General features: G+C 44.1%; 22 protein-coding genes. 12 read left to right on the forward strand and 10 right to left on the reverse strand.

Translation table 11 applies throughout. The annotated features are described in order from the left end of the window. Positions 1 to 265 precede the first annotated feature (265 nt). From G5S32_RS17365 to ascF, 3 genes are all read right to left on the reverse strand, one after another. Entirely contained in the window at positions 266 to 970 is a 705-nt protein-coding gene (locus G5S32_RS17365) for an SDR family oxidoreductase (protein ID WP_165313425.1), read from the reverse strand. A 285-nt stretch (positions 971 to 1,255) separates the two neighbouring features. Beyond that, complete coding sequence (ascB, locus tag G5S32_RS17370; protein ID WP_165313426.1) at positions 1,256 to 2,686, reverse strand: 6-phospho-beta-glucosidase; 1,431 nt, start codon at positions 2,684 to 2,686, stop codon at positions 1,256 to 1,258. 62 nt (positions 2,687 to 2,748) lie between these two features. After that, positions 2,749 to 4,221, reverse strand: a complete 1,473-nt coding sequence (gene ascF / locus G5S32_RS17375; RefSeq protein ID WP_165313427.1) for a PTS cellobiose/arbutin/salicin transporter subunit IIBC — start codon at positions 4,219 to 4,221, stop codon at positions 2,749 to 2,751. Between the two features lie 236 nt (positions 4,222 to 4,457). Between ascF and G5S32_RS17380 the strand changes: the two genes are divergently transcribed. Both G5S32_RS17380 and edd read left to right on the forward strand, forming a co-directional pair. Further along, positions 4,458 to 4,982, forward strand: coding sequence for a gluconokinase (locus G5S32_RS17380; protein WP_165313428.1), 525 nt, complete (start codon positions 4,458 to 4,460; stop codon positions 4,980 to 4,982). Next, entirely contained in the window at positions 4,982 to 6,796 is a 1,815-nt protein-coding gene (gene edd, locus G5S32_RS17385; protein ID WP_425509218.1) for a phosphogluconate dehydratase, read from the forward strand. The genes G5S32_RS17380 and edd overlap by 1 nt, the downstream gene beginning before the upstream one ends. 62 nt (positions 6,797 to 6,858) lie before the next feature. Here edd and G5S32_RS17390 read toward each other — a convergent pair whose 3' ends face one another. Further along, positions 6,859 to 7,884: a LacI family DNA-binding transcriptional regulator gene (locus G5S32_RS17390; RefSeq protein ID WP_165313429.1), complete on the reverse strand. Its 1,026-nt coding sequence runs from the start codon at positions 7,882 to 7,884 to the stop codon at positions 6,859 to 6,861. Between the two features lie 289 nt (positions 7,885 to 8,173). Next, entirely contained in the window at positions 8,174 to 8,746 is a 573-nt protein-coding gene (locus G5S32_RS17395; protein WP_165313430.1) for an MSMEG_1061 family FMN-dependent PPOX-type flavoprotein, read from the reverse strand. A 181-nt stretch (positions 8,747 to 8,927) separates the two neighbouring features. Here G5S32_RS17395 and G5S32_RS17400 point away from each other — a divergent pair, with 181 nt between their 5' ends. From G5S32_RS17400 to G5S32_RS17415, 4 genes are read left to right on the forward strand one after another with little or no spacing between them, the layout of a single operon-like run. Continuing rightward, complete coding sequence (locus tag G5S32_RS17400; protein ID WP_165313431.1) at positions 8,928 to 9,914, forward strand: iron-siderophore ABC transporter substrate-binding protein; 987 nt, start codon at positions 8,928 to 8,930, stop codon at positions 9,912 to 9,914. Beyond that, complete coding sequence (locus G5S32_RS17405; protein WP_165313432.1) at positions 9,911 to 10,966, forward strand: FecCD family ABC transporter permease; 1,056 nt, start codon at positions 9,911 to 9,913, stop codon at positions 10,964 to 10,966. The genes G5S32_RS17400 and G5S32_RS17405 overlap by 4 nt, the downstream gene beginning before the upstream one ends. Next, positions 10,966 to 12,006, forward strand: coding sequence for a FecCD family ABC transporter permease (locus G5S32_RS17410; RefSeq protein ID WP_246201170.1), 1,041 nt, complete (start codon positions 10,966 to 10,968; stop codon positions 12,004 to 12,006). Before G5S32_RS17405 ends, G5S32_RS17410 begins: the two co-directional genes overlap by 1 nt. Next, positions 12,003 to 12,803: an ABC transporter ATP-binding protein gene (locus G5S32_RS17415; protein WP_165313434.1), complete on the forward strand. Its 801-nt coding sequence runs from the start codon at positions 12,003 to 12,005 to the stop codon at positions 12,801 to 12,803. Before G5S32_RS17410 ends, G5S32_RS17415 begins: the two co-directional genes overlap by 4 nt. Positions 12,804 to 12,824: 21 nt before the next feature. On the opposite strand, the gene G5S32_RS17420 is transcribed toward G5S32_RS17415, so the two are convergent. After that, entirely contained in the window at positions 12,825 to 13,703 is an 879-nt protein-coding gene (locus G5S32_RS17420) for a LysR family transcriptional regulator (protein ID WP_165313435.1), read from the reverse strand. A 133-nt stretch (positions 13,704 to 13,836) separates the two neighbouring features. Between G5S32_RS17420 and G5S32_RS17425 the strand changes: the two genes are divergently transcribed. Together G5S32_RS17425 and G5S32_RS17430 are read left to right on the forward strand one after the other, a co-directional pair. Continuing rightward, positions 13,837 to 15,951 carry a TonB-dependent siderophore receptor gene (locus G5S32_RS17425; RefSeq protein WP_246201171.1) on the forward strand — a complete coding sequence of 705 codons (2,115 nt, stop codon included), beginning with the start codon at positions 13,837 to 13,839 and terminating at the stop codon, positions 15,949 to 15,951. A 204-nt stretch (positions 15,952 to 16,155) separates the two neighbouring features. Further along, the gene (locus G5S32_RS17430) at positions 16,156 to 16,527 is read left to right on the forward strand and encodes a RidA family protein (RefSeq protein ID WP_165313436.1); all 372 of its coding nucleotides are present in this window, start codon (positions 16,156 to 16,158) and stop codon (positions 16,525 to 16,527) included. Positions 16,528 to 16,531: 4 nt separating this feature from the next. Here G5S32_RS17430 and G5S32_RS17435 read toward each other — a convergent pair whose 3' ends face one another. Both G5S32_RS17435 and G5S32_RS17440 read right to left on the reverse strand, forming a co-directional pair. Further along, the gene (locus G5S32_RS17435) at positions 16,532 to 17,464 is read right to left on the reverse strand and encodes an AEC family transporter (RefSeq protein WP_165313437.1); all 933 of its coding nucleotides are present in this window, start codon (positions 17,462 to 17,464) and stop codon (positions 16,532 to 16,534) included. A gap of 114 nt (positions 17,465 to 17,578) precedes the next feature. Next, positions 17,579 to 18,721: an MFS transporter gene (locus G5S32_RS17440; RefSeq protein WP_246201172.1), complete on the reverse strand. Its 1,143-nt coding sequence runs from the start codon at positions 18,719 to 18,721 to the stop codon at positions 17,579 to 17,581. Between the two features lie 177 nt (positions 18,722 to 18,898). Here G5S32_RS17440 and G5S32_RS17445 point away from each other — a divergent pair, with 177 nt between their 5' ends. Together G5S32_RS17445 and G5S32_RS17450 are read left to right on the forward strand one after the other, a co-directional pair. Next, positions 18,899 to 19,705, forward strand: a complete 807-nt coding sequence (locus G5S32_RS17445; RefSeq protein WP_165313438.1) for an HAD family hydrolase — start codon at positions 18,899 to 18,901, stop codon at positions 19,703 to 19,705. A 159-nt stretch (positions 19,706 to 19,864) separates the two neighbouring features. After that, the gene (locus G5S32_RS17450; protein ID WP_165313439.1) at positions 19,865 to 20,626 is read left to right on the forward strand and encodes a DeoR/GlpR family DNA-binding transcription regulator; all 762 of its coding nucleotides are present in this window, start codon (positions 19,865 to 19,867) and stop codon (positions 20,624 to 20,626) included. A gap of 94 nt (positions 20,627 to 20,720) precedes the next feature. Here the strand turns inward: G5S32_RS17450 and G5S32_RS17455 are convergent, their stop codons facing one another. Beyond that, positions 20,721 to 21,158, reverse strand: coding sequence for a DUF3859 domain-containing protein (locus G5S32_RS17455; protein WP_165313440.1), 438 nt, complete (start codon positions 21,156 to 21,158; stop codon positions 20,721 to 20,723). 207 nt (positions 21,159 to 21,365) lie between these two features. Here G5S32_RS17455 and G5S32_RS17460 point away from each other — a divergent pair, with 207 nt between their 5' ends. After that, positions 21,366 to 23,030, forward strand: a complete 1,665-nt coding sequence (locus G5S32_RS17460) for a carbohydrate-binding domain-containing protein (protein WP_165313441.1) — start codon at positions 21,366 to 21,368, stop codon at positions 23,028 to 23,030. 175 nt (positions 23,031 to 23,205) lie between these two features. On the opposite strand, the gene G5S32_RS17465 is transcribed toward G5S32_RS17460, so the two are convergent. Then, the gene (locus tag G5S32_RS17465) at positions 23,206 to 24,579 is read right to left on the reverse strand and encodes an MFS transporter (RefSeq protein WP_165313442.1); all 1,374 of its coding nucleotides are present in this window, start codon (positions 24,577 to 24,579) and stop codon (positions 23,206 to 23,208) included. Between the two features lie 268 nt (positions 24,580 to 24,847). Between G5S32_RS17465 and G5S32_RS17470 the strand changes: the two genes are divergently transcribed. Next, entirely contained in the window at positions 24,848 to 25,234 is a 387-nt protein-coding gene (locus tag G5S32_RS17470) for a hypothetical protein (RefSeq protein WP_165313443.1), read from the forward strand. Positions 25,235 to 25,261 lie beyond the last annotated feature (27 nt).

Here is a 25,261-nt window from a genome sequence, read left to right on the forward strand (position 1 = left end):
TGTTGTTTTTGTCTAGCATTGCCAGACGTTACGGCAGGTGAATAATGAAGTTTCTGCAAGAATAATCAATATCTTATTCCTTATAAGATATTCGTAATCGATCATATTGATGAGAGAGTGGCTCTATGGGCGTATTTCACTCCCATAGAGCAGCTATAAAGTTTGAGTGAAAGCTAGTCACCGCGCAGTCTCTATGTACGTATTGTCAAACATGTCCGGTTAGATAATATGTTGCAATACATAGTTACTATCTTTCGCTAACGGTTCATTGATCTTGAGGTAAATATACAGGGCGCGCGGATGTCATTCCTTGCTTTACTTGTTGAGTTATCTCGTCAGCCAATACTTCATCTTGTCCAGCTTCCAAGCCATCAAGAGCTCGAGTAACGATTTCTTTAGGACTACTTTTGGGTATGTCAAAAGCTTGCGTTAGGTCGGTATCCACATAGCCCATATGTAAGCCCAAAACTTGAGTCCCTTGAGATGCTAACTCATAACGCAATGCATTAGTTAAAGACCAAGCCGCGGATTTACTTGCTGCATAGGCCGCTAATCCGCCGTTATTAATCCAAGCACCGACAGATAAAACATTAAGTATTGCACCACCTCCATTACTCTTTAAAACGGGAGCAAATGCTTTACTCATATGCAAAATGCCATAAAAGTTTGTCTCAAATGTACGTTTTGTTACCTCAAGGCTATCTTCAAGTAAGAAGCCGCCCGGTTGAGCGATCCCTGCATTATTAATGACCAAGGTGACATCAGATGCTATTTCTACCGCGGCATTAACGTCATTAATGTTAGTTACATCCAGTTTGACTGGCACAACTCCGGGCAGCTTGATAGTCGATGTGTCACGAACAGCGGCGTAGACTTTTTTAGCACCACGAGAAAGTAATTCTTGAGCGAATGCCAGCCCAATTCCCCGATTTGCGCCAGTCACTAACGCTATAGAATTATGAATTTTCATTTCAGCTGCCCCTTAGTTTTCTAGTGAGTGTATCTGGAGTGGGTACGATGGCTTTTTATGTCTATCTTGCCTTTGCAGTGGTTGCTAGAGTTAAGTTGACATATCCCTAGGGTTACTTGCATTGGTTTAGTCTAGACACGGAGTGAGTACCTGTCACTGAATAGGGGCAGGTAAGACCCGCTTAATCGCTTTTTCGTTGGCGCCTGTATAAATAAAAAAACTCGTTCCTTCTCTAGGGGGGAAGAAGGAACGAGTCAGGGCATATGATTGTTAAGTGCAGGAGCTTTAGCTTAAATCCTGACCGTTACTGGCAATCACTTTTTTGTACCAGTAGAAAGATTTTTTAGGCTTACGATCCAAAGTACCGTTACCTAAATTATCGCGATCAACGTAGATGAAGCCATAACGCTTACTCATTTCGCCTGTTGATGCAGCGACTAAGTCGATGCAGCCCCAAGGGGTGAATCCCATCAAAGGCACACCATCTTTCATGGCGTCGTGCATGGCCTGAATATGCTGACGAAGATAATCAATACGATAGTCATCGTTAATTTCGCCATTTTCATCAGGCACATCCTTAGCGCCTAAGCCGTTTTCTACTAAAAATAGTGGCTTTTGATAGCGGTCATACAGGGTGTTCATGGTGATACGCAAACCGAGCGGATCGATGACCCATCCCCAGTCGCTGGCTGGCAAATGTGGATTGCGAATTGACTTCACCACGTTAGCTGCGCTGGTATTGCCTTCATTCATATCGGCAGATGCACAACGGGAGGCATAGTAGCTAAAGGATATGAAATCCACGGTATGTTTCAGAATTTCAAAATCTTCTGCTTCGGTTTGCAGATCTACACCTTTTTTCTCAAATACTTGTTTGCTGTATGAAGGGTAATAGCCGCGAGATTGAACATCGATAAAGAACAGGTTCTCACGGTCTTTCTCCATGGCAGTAAACACATCCTCAGGTTTACATGAATATGGGTAGAAGTTACCACCTGCGAGCATACAACCCACTTGGTTTTGTGGGTCAACTTCATGCGCAATCTTAGTTGCCAGCGCGCTTGCTACCAATTCATAGTGCGCCGCCTGATATTTCACTTGATCGTGATTTTCCCCTTCTTGGAACAATAAGCCTGCGCCAGAAAATGGGCTTGCTAACAGAATGTTTATTTCGTTAAACGTTAGCCAGTATTTGACTAAACCACGATAGTGTTCAAAACAAGTACGAGCATAACGGGTAAAGAATTCAACCATTTTACGGTTGCGCCACGAACCATATTGATTGACCAAATTCATTGGTACATCAAAGTGGCAGAGCGTCACTAAAGGCTCAATTCCGTACTTTTGACACTCTTTAAACACGTTTAGGTAGAAGTCTAAACCGGCTTGGTTTGGTTGAGCATCATCGCCATTTGGGTAAATACGGCTCCATGCAATGGATACACGAAATACTTTGAATCCCATCTCTGCCAAAAGGGCAATGTCTTCTTTGTAGCGATGGTAAAAATCAATCGCATTGTGGCTTGGGTAGAATTCACTATCACTCAGTTCAACGTGAGGCACTTGTCCAAGTTTTATTGGCATACGATTTTCGCCGTACGGAATCATATCTACCGTCGTCAAACCTTTACCATCGGCTCTATAGCCACCTTCAGATTGGTTTGCGGCGATGGCTCCACCCCAAAGAAAGTTTTCTGGGAATCGAATATCAGACATAGGTTACCTCTAAACGGGTCAAGCCATCTTATCGAAGATGGCTTGTAGGGATGTGTTACTTGTTACGCTGTGATTTGTGGCGATGTTACTTTATCTTTTTCGCCATTTGCAGCTTGTTTGTTACCAGCAGTTGCTGTTTGTTGATCATCTTCTTGTGGGTCATCTTCAAAACCTAGTACTAGAGTTAAGATGAATGAAAGCACAATCGCTAGAGCAATCAAACCAAACACCCAAACAATACTCATAGGGTCGTTCACATCAAAGAACTGTACGCTAGTAAATAGACTTGGTGCTGCCATTGAGTGACTTGCTAAACCGCCCATACCCGCTAGTGCACCAACAATGAAACCAGTAATCATAGTTGCGATCAGTGGGCGTTTTAGGCGAACAAGTACGCCGTACAATGCTGGCTCAGAGATACCTGCGAAGATAGCTGAAGCACCCGCTGCAAGTGCAGTTTGTTTCAGAGCGATGTTCTTAGTTTTATAAGCAACAGCCAGACATGCTCCACCCATACCAAGGTTTGCGCCGATTTCTGATGGCATTACCATACCTTCACTACCTGTTTCTGCGATAGTTTGGATAATCGTTGGTGTGAATACACGGTGCATACCAGTAAGAACCAATAGTGGCCATAGTGAACCCATAATCGCAACAGACAACCAGCCTAGTGTGTCATGAATAGTGTAAACCACCGCTGAAATAGCAGTACCGATCCAGATACCTACAGGACCAATGATCACAATCGCGATTGGTGCTGCAATCAGTACAATAAGCATCGGTTTGAGGAAGTTTTTGGTCACCACTGGCGTAATGCTATCAACCCAACGTTCAATATAGGAAAGAACCCAGGTCATCACCAATGCTGGAATAACCGTGTAGGTGTATTTCACTGAGGTGATTGGCACGCCAAACAGATCAACCTGTTGACCTTGCGCTGCTTGTGCCATCAACGAAATAAAGTTTGGATGGATAAGAACACCTGCGATCGCAATCGCTAGTGACATATTGGTTTTAAACTTGATCGATGCTGAAGCGGCAACCATAACAGGTAGGAAGAAGAAGGCACCGTCGCCGATAGCTTTCAGGATGATCAATGTTGAAGCATTAGGTTCAACCCAACCGCTCATTTCCAGTACCATCGCCAATAGCTTAACCATCGAGCCACCGATGATCGCTGGAATAAGTGGCGACATTGTACCCACAAGCGCATCAAGCATTTTTGCACCAATGACTTTAGCCGTCAGTTTTTGCTTTTGCTCAGTAGGAGCGGCTGATGAGTTGATGTTGATGAGTGACATCACTTCTTTGTAAGCAACAGCGACTTCGTTACCAATGATAACTTGTACTTTATCGCCATTATCGACCACACCCATTACGCCTTTGATTGCTTTTAGTTGAGCAACATCAACTAAGCTGGAATCGTTGAGTACAAAGCGTAGACGTGTCATACAGTGAGTGAGAGCAGAAACGTTATCTTTTCCCCCCACATGTGCAACAACTGTTTGTGCAATCGTTTTGAAATTATTGGACATTTTTATCTCCTAGAAATTCTTCCCAGTGATGTTCATTCATGTATTAGAGCGGTTTTGGCAAAGGAGCCTAACCGAAGAAATTCATTTTGTTTTGTTATTGGAGTTGCTAATTGAGTCGCTTTACACTCCGTTAAGTTACGGGTAACATGTTACCGGTAAAGTTGATAAGGTAAACCCAAATTTTGAAGTGAATTTTAAAAATGGGATCACGCGCAAGTTTGTTATGAGGATTAAGTATGTCAGGTAGCAGTGTCGTCGTAATGGGTGTTTGCGGCTGCGGTAAGAGTACGATCGGTGAGCAGCTAGCAAAAAGACTCGGACGTAAATTTATAGATGGCGACGATCTTCATCCGAGAGTGAATATCCAAAAGATGGCAGCGGGGCAACCATTAGATGATGCAGACCGCAAACCTTGGCTAGAAAGAATTAGAGATGCTGCCTATAGCTTAGAAAGCAAAAATGAACACGGTGTTTTAGTTTGCTCTGCATTGAAGAAAGATTATCGAGACCAGATCCGTGATGGTAACCAAAATGTGACTTTCATATTTCTTGATGGCGATATGGATTTGATCCTTGAACGTATGCGACTGCGACAAGGGCATTTTATGAAAGAGAACATGGTTAAGAGTCAGTTTGAGACGCTAGAGCGACCAGACAATGAACCGCAGACGATAGTCGTGCGTATTAACGGCACCATTGAACAAGTGGTGGAACGCATTGTCACCGAGCTTGAAAAAGCGACAGTGTCAGAGGTGGCGTGATGACGTTGAACACAGTGGTGACTTTGAAAACAGTAGTAGATGTTACGCGCCGAATTGTTGAACGAAGCGAGAAATCACGTGCCGAATTTTTACAGCGAATTGCACTACAAGCACAAGCTGGGAAAGCGAGATTAGCGCTCAGTTGCGGAAATCTCGCTCACGCCGTTGCCGCTTCTTGCCAGAGTGAAAAACAAAGCCTACTCAATTTCACTCAATCCAATATCGCGATCATTAGTTCTTACAACGATATGCTCAGCGCTCACCAGCCCTATCAGTACTACCCAGAAAAAATCAAAAAAGTGTTAGCCGAATATGGTCATACAGCGCAAGTTGCGGGCTGTGTACCTGCAATGTGTGATGGCGTAACACAGGGGATGGCAGGGATGGATATGTCACTGTTCTCTCGTGATTTGATTGCCCAGTCGACCGCTTTATCCCTTAGCCACAACGTTTTTGATGCCACTTTGCTACTGGGAATTTGTGACAAGATAGCTCCGGGGCAACTGATGGGAGCATTAAGCTATGCTCATCTGCCTACTGCATTTATTCCCGCAGGTTTAATGTCGACTGGTGTGAGCAATGAAGAGAAAGTGGATATTCGCCAAAAATACGCAGCAGGAGAAGTCGATAAAGACGTCTTACTTGATATGGAGTGCCGCTCATACCATTCCGCTGGTACTTGTACTTTCTATGGCACTGCGAATACTAACCAATTGGTGTTTGAGGCCATGGGATTGATGCTGCCTGGTTCGGCATTTGTTCATCCTGATTCTCAATTGCGCCATGCGTTAACCGAATACGCCGCGACACAATTGGCTGCAATGAATCCTGATAGCGGTCATTTCCGTCCACTGTCTGAGGTTGTCACCGAGAAGAGTCTGGTGAACGGTATTGTGGCACTGTTGGCTTCTGGCGGCAGTACCAATCACACCATTCATATGCTTGCCGTGGCTCGTGCCGCTGGATTTATCTTAACTTGGCAAGACATCAGTGAACTGTCTGAAGTGGTTCCTTTGTTGGTGCGTGTTTACCCGAATGGTCCTGCGGATATGAACGCTTTTCAACAAGCGGGTGGAGTGCCAGCATTAATGCATCGTCTTGACCAAGCTGGTTTGTTGCATCGTGATGTCACACCAACCTTTGGCGATTTTGCGCAGCAACTGTCTCTCCCTCAACTTTGTGATGGCAAGCTTGAGTGGACTCCTTGTGAGCAGAGTTTTGATACGCAAGTCATTGCGGCACATGACGAAGTATTTCAACGCAATGGTGGCATACGAGTACTAACCGGTAACTTGGGCAATGCCGTTGTTAAAATCTCAGCGGTGAAAGATGAGCAACGTGTCATCGAAGCGCCAGCCGTGGTGTTTCATTGCCAACATGAAGTAGAGGCGGCTTACCAGAGAGGTGAACTCAATCGAGACTGTATCGTTGTGGTGACTCATAACGGTCCGGCGGCAAATGGAATGCCAGAACTGCATAAGTTAATGCCAATACTGGGTAATGTTCAGAAGGCAGGTTTTAAGGTCGCATTAGTGACCGATGGTCGACTTTCTGGTGCTTCAGGGAAAATTCCGTCAGCAATCCACGTATCTCCAGAGGCGTTGCGTGGTGGAGCGATTGGCTTGGTGCGTAATGGTGATATTTTGCGTCTCGACTGCCAATCTGGTGAGCTAAATAATTTAGCTGATGTTGCAGGTCGTAAAATGGAAGAGATTGACACTGAAGCCGATCAACAAACTTGGGGACGATTTATGTTCACAGTGTTGCGTCAGAATGTCTCTAGTGCTGACCAAGGGGCGAGTTTCCTCGTTTAACGACATCTTGTATTAGGTTTAGTCACGTCAGCTAATGTGACGTGACTAAACAGCTGATGAAGCTAAATACTTTCACCTTCGCGAATGATATATCCCATATCAATGATCGGTTCCTCAACCGGTTCATTCTTGAGTCTTGCGATGATCAATTCTGCACTCTTCTGTCCGATTTCAAAACGAGGTGTATCCACACTTGTGATTTGAGGACGAATCGTTTTACCAATATCTAAAGCGTTATACCCAACAATAGAGAGCTGCTCTGGCACTTTAATGCCACGCTGTTGAGCCACGAAAAGGGTGCCGATTGCAATATCATCATTGGTACAAAATACACCATCCAGATCAGGGTACTGCTTGATGGCTTTATCGAGTAGATCTGCGGCTAACGAGAAGCTTGAGTGCTCGCCAGTTAGAATATGCTTGGTCTCAAGTCCCGCTTCTTGCATCGCTTTGTCATACCCGAGCATACGTAAATGAGTTCGAGTATCAAGACGCGCGCCAAAGTAAGCGATAGAGCGTTTTCCTGCTGCAATCATACGACGGACAACTTGATAGGATGCATCCATATGATCGAGTCCAACTACCATATCAATAGGAGCAGCAGGAAGCTCCATGGTTTCAACCACGGGTACACCAGCATTCTTTATCATCTGTAACGTTCTAGGGGTATGATTACTAGCGGTGAGAATTAAGCCGTCCACTTGATAAGAAAGAAGTGAGGCGATTTTGCGTTCTTCTTCTTGTTCATCGTAACCAAAGTGAGCTAGTAAGGTCTCATAACCGTTGGCTTTGGTGACGGTTTCAACCCCCTGCATGAACGAGGCAAAAATCTGGTTTGAAAGCGAAGGCAGCAACACACCAATCGCATTGCTTGAAGCTCGAGACAGCATAGCTGGAGCTCGGTTTTCGATGTACCCCAACTCTTCAATTACAGCCGCTATTTTTTCTTGTGTCTTTTTCGCTACCGATTCAGGGTTTCTCATGTAACGAGAGACGGTCATTTTCGTCACGCCCACCGCATCGGCTACGTCTTGTAAAGTGGTGCGGTTCTTTTTAGGTTGTTGAGGCGTAACTTTGGGTTCTGTCATAACGTTTGATTCAGTCTAACTATGTGATTAGTCAGCTTTAATAGAGTTCCGAGTTAAAGGTCGTGGCTATCTTACCCCGCGTTGCTCTGCGATAGAAGAGAAGCTTTACCAGAACCTTAACTAAATCGCTTTTTTGTCTCACTCAGTAAGTTAACTCTAGTTGAACTGGTTAGGGCGATTGGAATGATCGGTGAGCTAAACTACTCACCTGTTGAGATAGCCTTGGATGAATGTTTGCTCTATGGGCGCATTTCACTCCCATAGAGCAGCTATAAAGCCCGAGTGAAATCTAGTCACCGCGCTGTTCTTTTTCGACTTGTTGATCCTGAATAATCTTAAGCAGAGAAGGAAGAAACTCTCGTTCTACAAAGGATTCGTTGTTCCAAATTTTGGCCTTCATCAGTGCTTTAGGACAGTGGAAAAGCAGTGAGTCTATAGTGACTTTAACCACCAATTTTGGCTTGGTTCTTCCGTCAAGGCATAGATCTCGAATATCGTCATCAATATGAATAGAGGCTGTACCTTTCACCCGTACCACATCTTCAATACCAGAAACTACAAACAGCAAGCCTACTTTGGGATTGGTGATGAGGTTAGTTAAGGTATCTAAACGGTTGTTGCCTGGGCTGTCTGGGAAAGCCAGTGTTTTATCATCCAAAACTTTGACAAACCCTGCATCACCGCCGCGGGGAGAGATATCTAAAAATCCATCTTGATTAGTAGACGAAAGAAAAAACAGTCTGCTGTTTTCAATGAAAGTTCGAGTGTGCTGGTCAATGTGTTTAATGTCTTTAGCCACAGCTAGTGGATGAGGTGTGCTATAGAGCTCTCTTAGTTCTTCCAGTGTCGTTATTTGAGTCATTTTACTTTCTCTGTTTTTATACTTTCGTTTTGGTTATCAGTCGTAAACTATTTGTAAATGATACTTAGTGTCATTTGAAATTAGTTTGCATTATCATGTTCTAACTCATAGGACAGAGTCAAATGCCATCTCGGACGAGATGCCGCTGTTATAAAGTTGAAGCCAAAATCGAAGCCACCATATGTTAAATCTCAAAGCCATTTTTACCGTTTTAGTTTTCTCTTTAACCACCACAATCAGTTGGGCTGACGATAGCGTTAAGTATCCCATTAAAATTCAGCACGCTTTTGGCACAACGATCATCAAGCAAAAGCCAGAGCGAATTGCGACGGTTGCTTGGGCTAATCATGAAGTACCTCTTGCGTTGGGCGTAGTACCGGTTGGTTTCGCTGCGGCGAAATTCGGTGACGATGATGGAGATGGTGTGCTGCCTTGGGTAAAAGCACGCTTAGATAAGTTAGGTGCACAAACGCCAACACTATTTGATGAAGGTGATGGTATTGATTTTGAAGCAGTTGCAGCGACGCAACCGGATGTGATTCTTGCAGCGTATTCAGGTTTGAGTCGCTCCGATTACGAAACGCTGAGTATGATTGCACCAGTGGTTGCATATCCCAACGCACCTTGGTCTACGGACTGGAGAAGTATGATCCGCATAAACAGTGCTGGTATGGGGATGTCGAAAGAAGGGGATAATCTGATTGCGACTATTGAACAAGATATAGCATCACGTGCGGCACAATATCCAGAGCTGAATGGCAAGTCCGCGATGTTTATTACCCACTTAGATCCGACGGATCTGAGTGTGATTCACTTTTACACTGGCAACGATACGCGAGTGAAATTCTTCAGTGACTTAAATCTCGTCTCATCACAAAGTATTAGCAATTTGAGTCGTTCAGGACAGTTTTCTGGAGAAGCCAGTATTGAACAAATCGACGCATTTAACGATGTCGATATCTTCGTTACCTATGGCGGAGAAGAGCTACTGAAGCCACTCTCGCATAATCCACTGATGGCAAAAATGAATGCGGTTAAACATGGTTCAATTGTCATGCTTGGAAGTGGTCCGCTAGCCACTGCTGCTAATCCGACCCCGTTATCCATCTCTTGGGTTTTGGATGATTATCTTGAAGCGTTGGCTGCGGCGGCACGCAAAGCGCAATGAGCACTTCTATTTCAAAAGGTAATTCTATTTCCAAAAGTAATCAGTTTTCGCTGTGGGGTTTTGAACTATCACGTTCAGTGACTCTCGTTGCTTTACTTATCGTTTTGTTTCTTTTGTCTCTACTCTCAGTCGCGTTAGGGACGAGAGAAGTATCTTGGGCTGAAATTTTCAGTGCTATTCAAGGAAACCTAAATACCGTAGGTGAAGCCGCGGTTGCTATGCGTATTCCTCGCACCGTATTGGCAGTGATTGCGGGTGCTTCTTTAGGTTTAGCGGGAACTGTGATGCAGGGTGTCACTCGCAATCCGCTCGCAGACCCTGGCATTCTTGGCGTCAATATTGGTGCTTCATTTTTTGTTGTCATCGGATTGGCTTGGTTTGGAATGAATCAAATTCAAACCTATGTCTGGATGGCAATTCTAGGAGCAGCACTGACTGCCGCATTTGTTTACACCATCGGCTCTATGGGGCGAGGTGGAGCTACACCGCTTAAGTTAGCGTTAGCAGGCGCTGCAACGTCAGCGGCTTTATCCTGTTTTACTATTGCGGTGGTGTTACCACGCAATGATATTGCGGGTGGGGTTCGTTCTTGGCAGATAGGAGGTGTCGGTGGTGCGACATTTGAAACCATTGTACTTGTGCTGCCTTTTTTGATCGTTGGCTTAGTGATTACCACGTTAACCGCGAGAAAACTAAACAGTTTGGCACTGGGGGACGATCTGGCTGCAGGCTTGGGTGAGAATGTAGTCCTAGCTCGAAGTGCTGCTGGAGTTGGCGCAATACTGCTCTGTGGTGCGACAACGGCAATTTGTGGGCCGATAGGCTTTGTTGGTTTAGTTGTGCCGCATTTCTGCCGTCTATTGGTGGGTGTAGATCATCGCTGGTTGTTGCCTTTCTCAGCGGTAGGTGGTGCAAGTCTGCTTCTACTGGCAGATATTGTTGGGCGAATCATTTCCCGTCCGAGTGAATTATCTGTTGGCGTAGTAACTGCGTTTATTGGTGCGCCATTTTTTATCTGGATAGTACGTCGTCAGCGAGTTAGGGAACTATGATGTCCGCTGAATTATTTCTTTTGCAAAGGGTGAAAAAAGTTCGTCAGCAACGTATGCGATGCTGGGCGCTAATCATTGTCGGTTTAACCATTTTAGCGGTGTCAGCTTGGTGTTTAACGTTGGTGTTAGGGCAATCTTATATTCCACCATCTATCGTCTGGAAGGTATTACAAGGCGAGAATATTCCCGGCGCGAGTTTTACCGTTGGGCATTTGCGATTACCGAGAGCAGTAATTTCCTTACTAGTTGGAATCAGTTTTGGCTTAGCGGGTGTCGCATTTCAGACCATGTTGCGTAACCCTTTAGCCAGCCCAGACATTGTGGGTGTAAGTTCTGGAGCGAGCGCTGCAGCAGTTTTTGCAATCATCGTTCTTAATATGGATGGCTCTGCCGTTGCGGTTATCTCCATTTTGGCAGGTTTGGCCGTTGCACTAACTGTTTATGGGCTCGCTTATAAAAATGGTGTGGCGGGAACGCGTTTGATTTTGGTCGGTATTGGCGTTTCAGCCATGATTGAAAGCTATATTGCTTACCTTTTGTCGCAAGCGTCATCGTGGGATTTACAAGAAGCGATGCGTTGGTTAACCGGAAGTGTCAATTCAGTACAACTCGATCAAAGTGTAGCGTTGTTGGTGTCACTGGTTATCTTCGGTGGCTTACTGCTGAGTCAAACTAAGTCTTTAGAAGCATTAAGAATGGGGGACGATACCGCTGCGGCGCTGGGTGTTAACGTCACCTTCACTCGTATCACCATTATTGTCTGTGCCGTTGGTTTGATTGCGGTCGCAACCGCCGTTACTGGACCTATCGCATTTGTCGCCTTTCTTTCCGGACCTATCGCTGCTCGCATTGTCGGTTCTAACGGATCTCTACTCGTTCCTGCTGCGCTGGTCGGTGCCGTATTAGTGTTAGCTGGGGATTACATCGGACAATTTGTTCTTCCAAGCCGCTATCCGGTTGGGGTTATCACGGGTGCTTTGGGTGCTCCATATCTTATTTATTTAATTATTCGCGTTAATCGTAAAGGGGGAGCGTTGTGACCAAAGCTCATGAACTTGTAGTAGAGCAGTTGTCTGCTGGTTATGGCGAAAAAACGATAGTAAAAGATCTCTCGCTTAAGATTGCTCCAGGAAAAATTACTTCAATTGTTGGGGCAAATGCCTGTGGTAAATCCACACTGTTAAGAACCCTATCTCGGTTATTAACGCCTTCAAACGGTCAAGTTTTGCTTGATGGAAAATCGGTACATAAAAGCCCAACACGAGCATTAGCTCGCACTTTGGGTTTATTGCCTCAGTCTCCGATAGCTCCAGAAGGGATTACTGTCGGTGATCTTGTCAGTCGTGGGCGTCATCCGCATCACGGCATAATGTCTCGTTGGAATAGTAAAGATGACGAAGCGGTCGCTAATGCTTTGGAGGTTACAAAGCTTACTGACCTGATAGACAGAGAAGTTGATGAGCTGTCAGGCGGGCAGCGTCAGCGTGTGTGGATTGCCATGGCGCTAGCGCAGGAGACGGACATCTTGTTACTTGATGAGCCGACGACATTTTTGGACGTGACTCATCAAGTGGAAGTGTTGGATTTGTTGGTGGACCTGAATCTACAGCGCGGGATCACTATTGTGATGGTTTTGCATGATCTTAACTTAGCGGCTCGCTATTCAGACTATCTGCTGGCGATGATCAATGGACAGGTTCACGCACACGGTGAGCCTTCAAACGTGCTGACCAATGAGACCATTCAGGCGGTATTTGGTTTGAACAACCACATCATTATCGATCCGGTTTCGAACATTCCTATGATGATTCCAATCGGTCGGCACAAGCTGAAATAGCGGATACGTCAAAGACAACAGTTAGTTGGACAGTAGCTGCAGAAACTCCATCAGAGCCGGATTATCAGAAGTATTTTTATATACAAAGCTTAGTGGTGATGTGTGGGGTAATACATCCAGCGGTGTATAACAAAGCATATTTGATGGTCGGGTAAAGTGTCGTTCATTGACAATAGCCACCCCATTGCCCGCCGCTACTAAACCTAACATGGTGCTTTCGCCGTGCGCCCACTGGGTCACTTCTGGTGACCAGCCAATTTCATTGAACAGGATTTCTTGCCAGTCGTAATAGTAAGGGTCAACGCTTCTTGGTAACCGAACTGAAGGCAAGAGATTAAGTTCTTCAATCGTGGCTGAAGGTGATAGCGTTTTTCCCCAACTGGCAGGATACGCGAGAACTAACTTGTCCTGTGCGATAGGTTGTACCGAGTACTCCGAAGACAACTCTGCGAAATGATAAAGAAAGGCACCATCGATTTGGTCTAGCTCTAGCCGTTTTAGTAGCACCATAGGTGTGTCGGAATAGACTTCCAGTTCAACATCATGGTTGTCATGACGGAACTGATTGACGCACTGATTGATTTGCCCTTCCCACAGAACAAAATCAGGAGCGCCTAAAGCCAGAGAACCATATTCCGTATGAGTAAACTGACGCACACGCTCGTTGGCGTCATCAATTTGCCTAATTATGGCGCCTAACTGCTTCTGATAGATTTTCCCTGCGCGATTTAGCCGTAGTCCTTTTGGTAAACGATCGAACAATAGTACGCCAAGTTCCGTTTCTAATTCTTTGATTTTTCTTGATATAGCCGGTTGGGTAACGTGTACTTTCTGCGCCGCTAAGCGAATGTTCTGTGTTTCAGCGACAGCTAAAAAGTATTTAAGGTGGCGTAGCTCCATCAGGCTATTTCTCTCTCGGCATCGGTTGATAACTTAATATCAATTTAATTTATTACAAATAGTAAGCATTATCGTTTGCATTATCAATAGTATGAAATAACAATAAAAATTAGCAGTATAGGATTATTAAAAAATGGAAAATATCAGAAGTGGTAAGGAACGTAGGAGTGCGATGCACTTACTTCTTTGTTTTGTTCCTGTTCTTTCTTATTCAGGTTCTGTTTATTCAGAAGTTAAAGATAGTGTTCAAGAAGACCAAGCTTACCGTGTAAACACCATTACGGTTTATGGGCAGCCAATTGCAACTGATGCTGATACCACGGTTACTGAAGAGCTGTGGGTTGGTGGCAAGGTTGCAACCAACGTGCATGATACGCCTGCGTTAGTTTCGGTAATTACGGAAAAAGAGATAAACCAGCGCAACGCCACCACGACAGAAGAAATTTTGCAGTATTCACCGGGTTTGGTGACCGATTATTACGGTTCTGATGATCGTAACGATTACTTTATGATTCGTGGTTATCAGGCTACAACCTATCGCGACGGTATGACACTCGGTTCGATGCGAGGTGTACGTGAAGATCCTTATGCGTATGAGCGAGTTGAAGTGATTCGCGGTGCAAACTCAACACTGTTTGGCCCAGCAGATCCGGGTGGTTCAGTGAACTTTGTCAGCAAGAGACCTAAATTTGAGCGCTTCGGAAATACTTATGTCTCGTATGGTTCATTCGACAATAAAGAGATTGGTTTGGATTTTGGCGACACACTGAATGAATCTGAAACCGTCGCGTACCGTTTCACCACCAAAATCAAAGACAGTGAGCTTGAATATGATCATTCAAAAGACAACTCTCAGTTTGTGATGGGAGGTATTACGTGGCAACCATCTGTACAGACTACGGCAACTCTAATCGTTGATTATCTTGGTCGAGATACCACACCGAACAGTGGTGGTTATCCATTAGACCGTGAATATGACCGCAGTCAATTCTACGGTGAACCTGACTACAACAAGCACGATGTAGAACGCACCAACATTACCGCTCAAATTGCTCATCATTTTGACAATGGCATCTCTCTAAGCGGTAACTTGCGTTACAGCAAGCTAGAAGACGATTTTGGTTATGTCTATTTGTATGATTACGAAGGAAGAACGGGTAGCGATATCTCCCGTTACTATTTTGGAACAGATACCGACTCAGAACAGCTAATTGGAAACACAATACTGCAATATGACGCGAGTTTTGGGCGCGTAGATAGCAGTAGTCTTGTGGGTTTGGAGTACCGTGATGCATCGACTCAGGCGGCATCTGTTTATGGTACATTAAGCAGTATCAATATTGATAATCCGACATACAGTGGCATGCCAACAATTGGTGCACCATATAGTCAAACCGATCAGGATGAAACCACCAAATCGATTTTCTTACAGCAAAACTTAGCATTTTTTGATCGCTATATCCTAACGTTAGGTGTTCGCCATGATTATATGGATTTAGCGAGCAGAAATGTATTAACCAGTGTTGACTCTAGCGACGATTTCTCAGAAACATCGTTCAGAGCAGCCTTTACAATTAAGGTTAGCGATGAGTGGTCAACTTATATCAGTCAGGTAGAGTCTGTTGCTCCGCCAAGTATTGGTGTTAAGCCAGAACGAGGAGAACAACTGGAAGTGGGGGTGAAGTTTGCGCCATCAAGTATGAATGCACTATTCTCGGCTGCGGTTTACGATCTTGAGAAGAATGACGTTACTATGGCAATTGTTCAGGATAATGGAACTATAGAACAACAAACCATTGGTGAAACTCGTGTTCGTGGTCTTGATTTGGAAGCGAAAGCAGAAATTACAGACAACTTCAATGTCACGGGGGGGTATTCCTACATGAAGTCTGAAGTTGTGCGCGGTAGTAATAGCTATTCAGGCGAAGTGTATGATGGCAATGAATTCGCAACTGTTCCAAACCACAGTGCATCGGTTTGGGGGTACTATACACTGCCAGTTGAAACCATGGATATTGGCTTAGGTACGCGTTATGTTGGCTCATACTACTTTGATGCGGCGAACACGAAGAAAAGTGAAGCTGCAATGCTATTTGATGCGGCATTTGCCTATCGAATTTCGAAGTCTGCTCAGCTGTCACTCAACGTACACAACTTAACGGACAAGCAGTATGTGGTAGGTTCTGGTACGGCAAACTACTACAACCCAGGTCGCTCGTTTAATGCTTCTTTAAACTATTCTTGGTAATCATTAGAAGCAGTAGTGCAGCATTGTTAAAGTTGTAGAACTAAAAGCCACAGTTCATCAGGGACTGTGGCTTTTTCATTGAATGGAAGTTTAGTCGCCCACGCGGAATAGTCTTTGAGCTTATTTAAGAAAGATTGCATTATGAGCGCTGCAAGAAGCCGCGATGTGCGGCTCTAACCTAGTTAATGAGTTAAGGAAATACACGTGGTAGAAAGGATTAATTACGAACAGTTACCTCAAATTGTTGGGCCGTATGTTCATGCTACGAAACACAATCAAACACTTTATATCTCTGGATTAACCGCCTACGGAACGCATGCTCAGTCTTCGGATATCTGTGCCCAAACCCAAGAAATCTTAAACCAAGTTCTAACCATACTTGAACTAGAGAAACGCTCGAGAAGCGATATCGTCAAAGTAACCATCTTTGTAAAAGACATCACTATGTTAGCCACTATCCGCCAAGAGCTATTTCAATTCTATGAAGGCAATCTTCCTGCGTGTTCTCTGGTGGAAATATCTCAACTTATTCACCCTGATCTACTGATCGAATATGAAGCTGTTGTTGCCCTTTAAGCTATTAAAGAATTGCCAGCAAACCGCTTAACGTAAAGAAGGACATCATAGTCGCGGCTAACATGATGGCGGAGGCGGTTTGGTCTTGCCCGTAAGCTTGGGCAAGAATGGTGTAAGTTCCCATCATTGGAATTGCGGCGCTGATAATGATGGCGCGATGCAATTCTGAATCCAGAGTTGGAAATTCAAGTTGCATCAATAGCCAAAGAACCATGATCACGGCTAGCGGATGCAGAACGAGTTTGCCTATTACCACGGGAAATATTTTGTGTCTCATCCCTTTTATCGAAAGCCCAGTCAGAGTTCCGCCGATGATGAACAGCGAAAGCGCGCTGCTTGTTTTGGAAAACAGGTCGACCGTTCGCGTAATGGCTTGAGGCAGTGGAATCTGCGACATAGAAACACAAGTGCCTGCAACCAGAGCGATCATCAGAGGGTTCTTTGCTAATCCACCCAGCGTTTTACCAAGTGTCACTTTTTCAGTTGAGTTGTTTCGCTCTGCCATAATTAGTATCAGAGGAATCATGACCAGATTTTCGACGATAACGTGCAGTGCAAAAGCAACACCGGCAATATCTGGGGCGATAAGAAGCAGAATTGGAAAGCCGATGAAGCCACTGTTTGCGCAAGACACACCCATGGCATTGAATGTCGAAGCCTGTTTATTTTCTTTTAAAACGTAGATGGAAACAAAGTAACCCACTGCCAGTGTGAACAGTGATGCGAAAAGATAAGTAGCGAGATAAGTAACGTTCAATATCTCTGCAAATGGACGTTGTGCCAGCGAATTGAACACCAGTGCTGGGAGAGCAAATTTGAGCACAAACTTGCCGAATATTTGCAGTTCACTCTTGCTGAAAATGCCCTGTCGGGTAGCCAGCAGCCCAAGCAGTATTGAGAGATAAATCGGTCCGGTAATTGACAGAATATTGAGCATTTTGTTGTTCTTATCAGAGAGGGTGACAACTATATTCTCATGCTTGCCTATTCATTTCAGCTTCCATTTTTCACTTACGTGAACAATAGAAGCTGAGGTCAACATAGATGCAACTTATACTCGGATCTTGAAGCTCAATAGTACCGCGATGAAAATCAGTCCCACGATAACGTAAAGAGCATTAATAAGACCATAAAGTTCTGCGCCAAAACCGACCAAGGCGGGACCAGCCAAAACACCCACATAACCTAATGTGGACACCGCGGTCACAGCGAGTGACTCTGGCATAGTAGTTTGTTTACCTGTGGCAGAAAACATAATCGGAACTATGTTGGAGCAGCCAATACCGATAAGCGCATAGCCAACTAGCGCACTTTGCCAGTGGTTGAATGACAAGCTGACCAGAAATCCTATGATTGCTACGGATGAACCCAACACAATCATTCTCTTCGCGCCGATTATGCTTACCGCTTTATCTCCCAGCAGACGCCCAATCGTCATGGTTACCGAAAAGCAGGCAACACCCATTCCCGCAGACGTAGCCGGAATATTTCTATATTCACTTAGAAAGATACCACTCCAATCGAGCACAGTGCCTTCGGATAAGAAAAACACAAAACAGACCACACCAATGAAAAACACAGGACCTTTTGGGATAGCAAAGTAAGGACCTTGCTCTTGTGAAGTGTCAGAGCGCAAACCGGACTTATTGATAGTCAAAAGCAGCAAAACGAACAGTGACGTCAGTAAGCAGGCGAGTGAAACCGCTAAACCTGCAGACAATATCGAGGTGAGTACGATTGCGCCAGTCATACCACCTAAGCTGTAGAAACCATGGAAACCAGACATAAGAGGTTTGTTTGCCTCTTTTTCAACTATCACGGCTTGAATGTTCATCGCACAGTCAGTAATGCCAAGACACATGCCAAAACAGACCAGCAGCATTGACAATGTCACTATCGAGTTGGCAAACAGCAGTGTCGGAAACAACAACGAAAAGCCCAATACCGAAATAAGCAATACACGTTTACAGCCGTACTTACTGGTATAAAAACCGGCTGCTGGCATACCGACGAGCGCTCCAATCCCAAGAGAGAGGAGAAGCAAACCCATGATGCCATCGCTGATTTGAACGTTGGTTTTCACAAATGGAATGATGGCTGCCCAAGCTGCGGTAATGAAACCGGCTCCGAAAAACATTGAACGTGTTGCGATTCTATCGATATCGCCACGCTTGATGATCATTGCTGACAGCATACTTACTCCCTGTCGTGATTGTTTGATTGGAAAGATAGGCACTTGAAGCAAATAGGATACACAAATAAAAACCAAAATGAACTTAAATAAACATAAATTGAAAAATAATTTTCGATTGTGTTCATTTTGAGGAGCTGTTAGATTGCAGCAGAGAAATGTCAATTCAAGGGGGTTACAATGATTAAGTTGATTATTACGGATATGGACGGAACGTTTTTAAATAGCCAAGGTGACTACAACCGAGACTTGTTTAAAAATGTGGTTGCAAAAATGGGTCAACAAGGTGTTCACTTTGCGCCTTGTACAGGTAAGCAAGTGGAGCGAGTAGAAGAGTTACTAGGCGAAGAAAGCAAAAAATTTTGGATACTCGGCGACAGTGCAACACGCATTAAATATCAGGGTGAATACATCTACCAATCATTGCTAAACAATAAGTTAGGTCGAGATATTATCCAACAGCTCGAGGCAATAGCAGGTTCACATATCGTGATTGCTTGCACACCTGAATTTGCGGCGATTAAGAAAGATACCCCTGAGCATTTACGCGATCTTGTAAGGCGTTCCTACGCGAACGTGAAGCTGGTGGAAAGCTATCAAGAGATAGAGTCAGATTTCGTAAAAATCACGGTTTATGATGAAAACAAGCAGTGCCCAGCTCTGCGTCCTCAGCTTTCACCGTTTGATGAAAAGGCTTATATTGTGGTGTCGGAAGCCGCTTGGATTGATATTGCCAACGCTGGCGTGCATAAGGGTACGACGGTAGAGCGTTTACAAGAAATTCTTAATGTGACGCAAGCGGAGACCATGGTGTTTGGTGATGGTTTCAATGACATCGAACTGATGGAGCGCGCTCACTTTAGCTTTGCTATGCGTAATGCTTTTGAAGAAACCAAAGCCGCTGCTAACTACATCACTCGCTCCAATGATGAAGATGGCGTAATGCACACCATATTGCAGTTTTTGTCTCTGCAATCGAAAGTGTAAGTGTGCTGAACTTGCCAAATTGGTGAATCGTTCGAGTAAGTGTCTGCGAACAGAATTATTCAGATAGCGCTCTAGGACAAATATTCAAAACGTACACATATGAACATTTATAATGTTCGAGTATCCTATGAAAAATCGTTAAACAAGAAATCGGTGACAATGGATAAATACTCCCCAGAAGAACGACATCAGCTCATTCTTAATTTGTTGAATTCGCGCAGTAAAGTGATGGCTACGGAACTTGCCACACAGCTTGGAACGACGGAAGCGACAATTCGCCGAGATCTTCGTTTTCTTGCCGATGAAGGGCTGTGTAAGCGAATTCATGGCGGCGCATTATCTTTTGCTCCCCCAAGCGGTACTCAGGAAGAGCGATTAACAAACCGAAATTCTGAGAAACAAGCGTTAGCCCTAGCGGCGTTGAAACTGGTCAAAAAAGGGCAGTTGATATTCTTGGATGCCAGCAGTACTCATATGTTGTTAGCGAGTGTACTACCGGATAACTTGGATTTGACGGTAGTGACCAACAGTCCGGCTATTGCTTCACGTTTATTGGAGCGAAAGACCATCAAAACTATCTTAATTGGTGGTGAACTGGATTATTCAGTAGGTGGGGCGATCGATATTACCGCTGTGGAGTCGATCAATAAGTTTCGATTCGATTTAAGTTTTCTTGGTGTGTGCGCATGGTCATCGGAAGTGGGCTTTAGTGCCATTCACTATCAAGACCGTGAGTTCAAACGCTCGGTTGTTACCCGCTCAGGTGCACTTGCTGTATTGTGTACCGATGACAAAGTGGAAGCGTTAGCGTCCTATCCGTTCTTGGATTCACAGGAATTAGACTATTTGGTGTGCACGGAACATTCATCATCGCTACAAGGCTACTTTTCAAACATTCAATGCCAATTAATCATCGTTTAACTGGCTCAGAATACGGTTTATTCTATTCGAATGATGACGATTAAACCTAGTAAGTACGTTGGACTAGACGGTCTGACGTACTGCTGGTACAAAATCAGAAGCCTCTATGTTTCCAGAATTGACCTTCATCGCGCGCCACTACTTTAAACTTCTTCTCAGCTATAGTTTTACCTTCCATTTCCATCACCATACGCCATTCGCCTAAGTTACTTTCCAATCCGTTAATCGGGCATAGCAACTGAACGGTGTCGCCTAAATAAAAGTTCCAGTCGTCACTGCGCACGTATACTTCACCATCAAAAGGCTCAAGCACTTTGCCCTTTTTATTAATGATGCCGGGATGATAGATACAAAACTCAAGCAGCTTGCCTTTGGCTTTTTTAATATTGACTGTGAAGCCAAATTCCACGCCTTCTTCGGCGATGACCTCCTGAGTAAACTCTTTGATCTTAGGTAGGTCTTTGGATTTTGCGTCCCAATTGGTGTAAATGCCGTAAGAAGTGATTTGGATAACCGGAGTACGCTTTGCCACGCTGAGTTTCTCGCTAATTCATGGTGCGTGGATCTTACTCAAATACCTCCTGAGCTTCAAACACAGATCTCGTTTTAAACCAACGTTTTAATTTACTGTAATGTTTTACAACGATTATTTTCCAAAATTGAGTATTGCTTGGCTTAACAAGTCGCATCATTATTTTTTGTACTTTACAAGGTTCTAAAACAATGGAGTGTTCATCACATGAATAAAAGACCGCTCGTTATGTTGGCGTGCTGGATGTTGGTGTCGTTTGGAAGTTTACAAGGATGCCAAAGCGAGGATGTTAGCAGTAGTTCAAATACTAGCGATAGTGTAGATAGTAGCTCTGATAACTCTTCAGTGTGGGATATTGATACTGGAGCATACAGCACAGACAGTATTGATGGTCTGAGCTACCAAGTGATTAATATTTATTTAGATAGTCTTGATATTGACAACAAAAGTACTTTATTAGACCTAACGACATCTGAGGGCATTAGTTCATTTAGTTTTGATGGTGCCACTGTTATTACGGTTAGCGAAGATGATTATGGTATTACTATCGATTCTAGCTTAACAGACGATCAATTAGGTGATGGTATTCTGGTTGAGTATGCAATATATACCGGCAGTGATTTTACCAAAACGTTAACTATTTACAGTGAAGGTGATTTTAAGTTGTCACTTAATGGAGTCACGATAAGTAGTACAGATGGTCCTGCAATCAATATCCAATCCAGTCAACGTGCTTTTATTGAACTGGTCGATGGGACTCAGAACTTTTTAAGTGATACAAGCACGTGGAGTGATCGTTATCTGACGGATGGTTCTGATATGGATCTTAAAGCAACATTTTTCAGTGAAGGTCAGTTAATTTTCAGTGGTGCAGGTAGTTTAGATGTTACAGCAGCTAAAAAGCATGCTATTTGCAGTGACGATTATGTGCGTATCACCGATGGAACATTGTATTTAACTGCTGAGAAAAAAGATGGTATTCGAGCAAACGATGCTTTTATTCTGGATGATGGTGAGCTGACAATTACGACAGCACTGGGTAAAGGGATAAAAGTCGAAGGGAAAGAAGATGATACTGACCCAATAGGCTTTATTGCGATTAATAACGGCACTTTGACCATAGAGAGCTATGATAAGGCGATCACTGCATCTTGGGAAGGTGATGAAGATGGAGATACAACCACAACAGATGATGATCCAGATCCAAGGGTTACTGTTAATGGAGGTACCATTACTATTGTCACAACCGGTACGCCAAGTGATGACTTATCCCCTGAGGGAATTGAGGCAAAATCCATTCTGACCATAAATGGTGGAAGCATAAGTGTTCAGACTACGGATGATGCTCTGAATGCTGGAAATTCTATTGTTATTAACGATGGTTATTTATACGCAGTATCTAGTGACAATGATGCGATAGATTCTAACGGGACTCTTGCGATAAATGGGGGCGTTATCGTGGCTGGTGGTGCCACTTCGCCGGAAGGTGCTTTTGATTCTGACAATAATACGTTTGCTATTACTGGAGGCATCTTTGTTGGTTATGGCGGTAGCAGTAGTAGTCCAACAGCATCTGCTACAACACAAAATACGCTTTCTCTAAGTCGTATTAGTTCAGGATTATTGGCTATAACAGACAGTTCTGGAAATCCAGTTTTTGCTTTCACTATGCCGGAATCGGCAACAGCAGTACTATTAGGAACCCCTAATTTGGAAACAGGGAAAACCTATTCACTCTACAATGGGGGCAGTATTGGTAGTTATTCCGACTTGTACAATGGATTATATATCGACCCTGATAGCTACACTCTAGGTAGCCGGGTTAGTAATTTTAGTATTAGTTCTACTGTTACAACAGTAAGAGATAGATAATTACGATTACTTGTTCTAATGGCAGTATAATATTACTGTCATTTCCCCAATCTTCTGCTAATTGATACCATTCTGGAAAATTTCCTGATCAGTGAATGCGCGTTTGCGTTTGACGCCCATTCGCTGCTCACCGATGCTCAGAGTCTGATCATATTTTTATCTAGGATGGTATGAGTTACGATTGAGCTCGCTCATCATTAATATCAGAATTGATGATCACGATGTCATCATGGTCACCCTCAATTTCATCGTCTTCGTAATCGCTATCATCTTCGTCTTCTTCAGGCTCATAAGAAGGGGTCATCTCTTCCTGAACGGTTTCAATATCAACACGTGGGTCAAGTGCGACAGCAAGAGGCGAGGATACCAAGTCACCCGTTGCCATAATGTAGTCTTCGGAAACTGGTACTTCGGCTTTTTGCTGCGAATTGATGTATTGCAGACGAACAAACATCACTAGGGTACAAGCCGACATAAAGCCGTAAAGCATCTCATTGCCAAACCATTGCATGATGGTGGAAGCAATAAGAGGGCCGATACTGGCACCTAGGCCGAAGGTCAGCAAAATTGTTGCAGATAAGCCCACTCTCTCATTTTGCTCAACGCGAGAATTCGCTAAAGCGGTCGCGAGTGGATAGAGCGTGAACCCCAAAATACCAAATAGAAAGGTCATCACTAAAGCGGAATGGGACTGATGAGGTACAAAGGCAATTGCCAAGGTTAAAACGCCGAGTAACACACAGTTAATTCGAATCAGGGTGCTACGAGAAATCATGTCGGAAAGCTTACCCATCGGCCATTGCGCCAATAGACCAGCCAGAATAGTGGTGGTCATGTATCTCGCCACTTCTTCCGGGTGCATACCCAGGTTACTAGTATAGGCGGGCGCAAGACCATAAAAAGATCCGACGATCATACTGCCTATGGCGACAGTGGTCATGGCTTGAGGCGCCTTTTTCCAGTAATACGTTATGTGCAAAGGTGCTGGGACTAACGGTTCAGGGTGAATACGTCTTGTCAGTGAAATGGGCACGATACATAAAGCAAAACAGATAGCGATAAGTAATAAAGGTTCCAAACCTAGGTCAGGATACAAGCTGATCGCACCTTGACCTAGGATCAAGCCTAAATAGGACACAATCATATAGCTCGCAAATACGGCACCACGCTGGCTGTTGTCTGCTTGCTCATTCAGCCAGCTTTCTAAGACCATGTATTGACACATCATGCCAATACCAACAATCAATCGCAGCACGATCCAGATGGATAAGTCATCCACCAACGCATGTCCAAGTGCGGACGCAGTCACTATACCTGCACTGGCTACAAAAGCTCTAATGTGGCCTACCTGAGCAACCAAACGATGACCAATCTTAGAACCTGCTACTAGTCCTGCGTAATAGGCTGACATCATGCCACCAATCCATAGTTCTGGAACTTGCATCGCTGAAAGTCGCAGACCTAAGTAGGTGGTGAGTAAGCCACTCGCTAATACGGTAAGCAGTGTGGTGCTATATAAAGCTGTGAAAGTACGTAACGGATTTGTCATTCACGGTTCCTAAGGTGCCATACCTGAGTTGAATAGATAATTGGAATTTATAGAGAAAAATAGAGCACTAGCATTGATGAGTCTAGCGTTTATCCCTCTGTTATTAAATAAGCAATTTGCTGATTTTTGGTCGTGAGTTATTCAACATGTCAGTAAAAAGCCACTAAACTCTAACTTATTTCTCATCGTTGTCATTTAGTGCTTTTTTAGGTTTGCACAGAGTTGCATGTGTAAGATGATGTCGCGGTTTCAATCGCTGGAGAATGAAATGATCACCGAGAGTAGTTTCCAAATCAGTGGCACCACACTGCGATTTAATAACAACAAATATCCGTTATCTCAAATTAAACTCTCGCGAGTTAAATCGAACACAATCAAAGATCATGCACTTAGACTTGTTGTTTTTGGCATGATTTTTTCGAGCGTGGTTTGGTTCGTGACACCTAACTATTTTGGAAATTATGCAGGACCCGTATCGATTCTCATTGGGGGGATTTTGGCGTTTGCCACGATAAGAAAATACGAACTGCAAGTGGAGTTCGAGCACACTGATGAAACTGGTCTACAGTGGATTTCCATCGCCAAAACGAACAATAAAAAGGTCAAAGCCCTTTTTGAATCGCAAGTAGAACAGCTTCGGAAAACAGGACGATAGACCGCTTCAATAGTTGCTAGTTAAAGC

Origin of the sequence: Vibrio ziniensis (assembly GCF_011064285.1) — a bacterium.
In the GTDB taxonomy this organism is placed as follows: Bacteria; Pseudomonadota; Gammaproteobacteria; order Enterobacterales; family Vibrionaceae; genus Vibrio; species Vibrio ziniensis.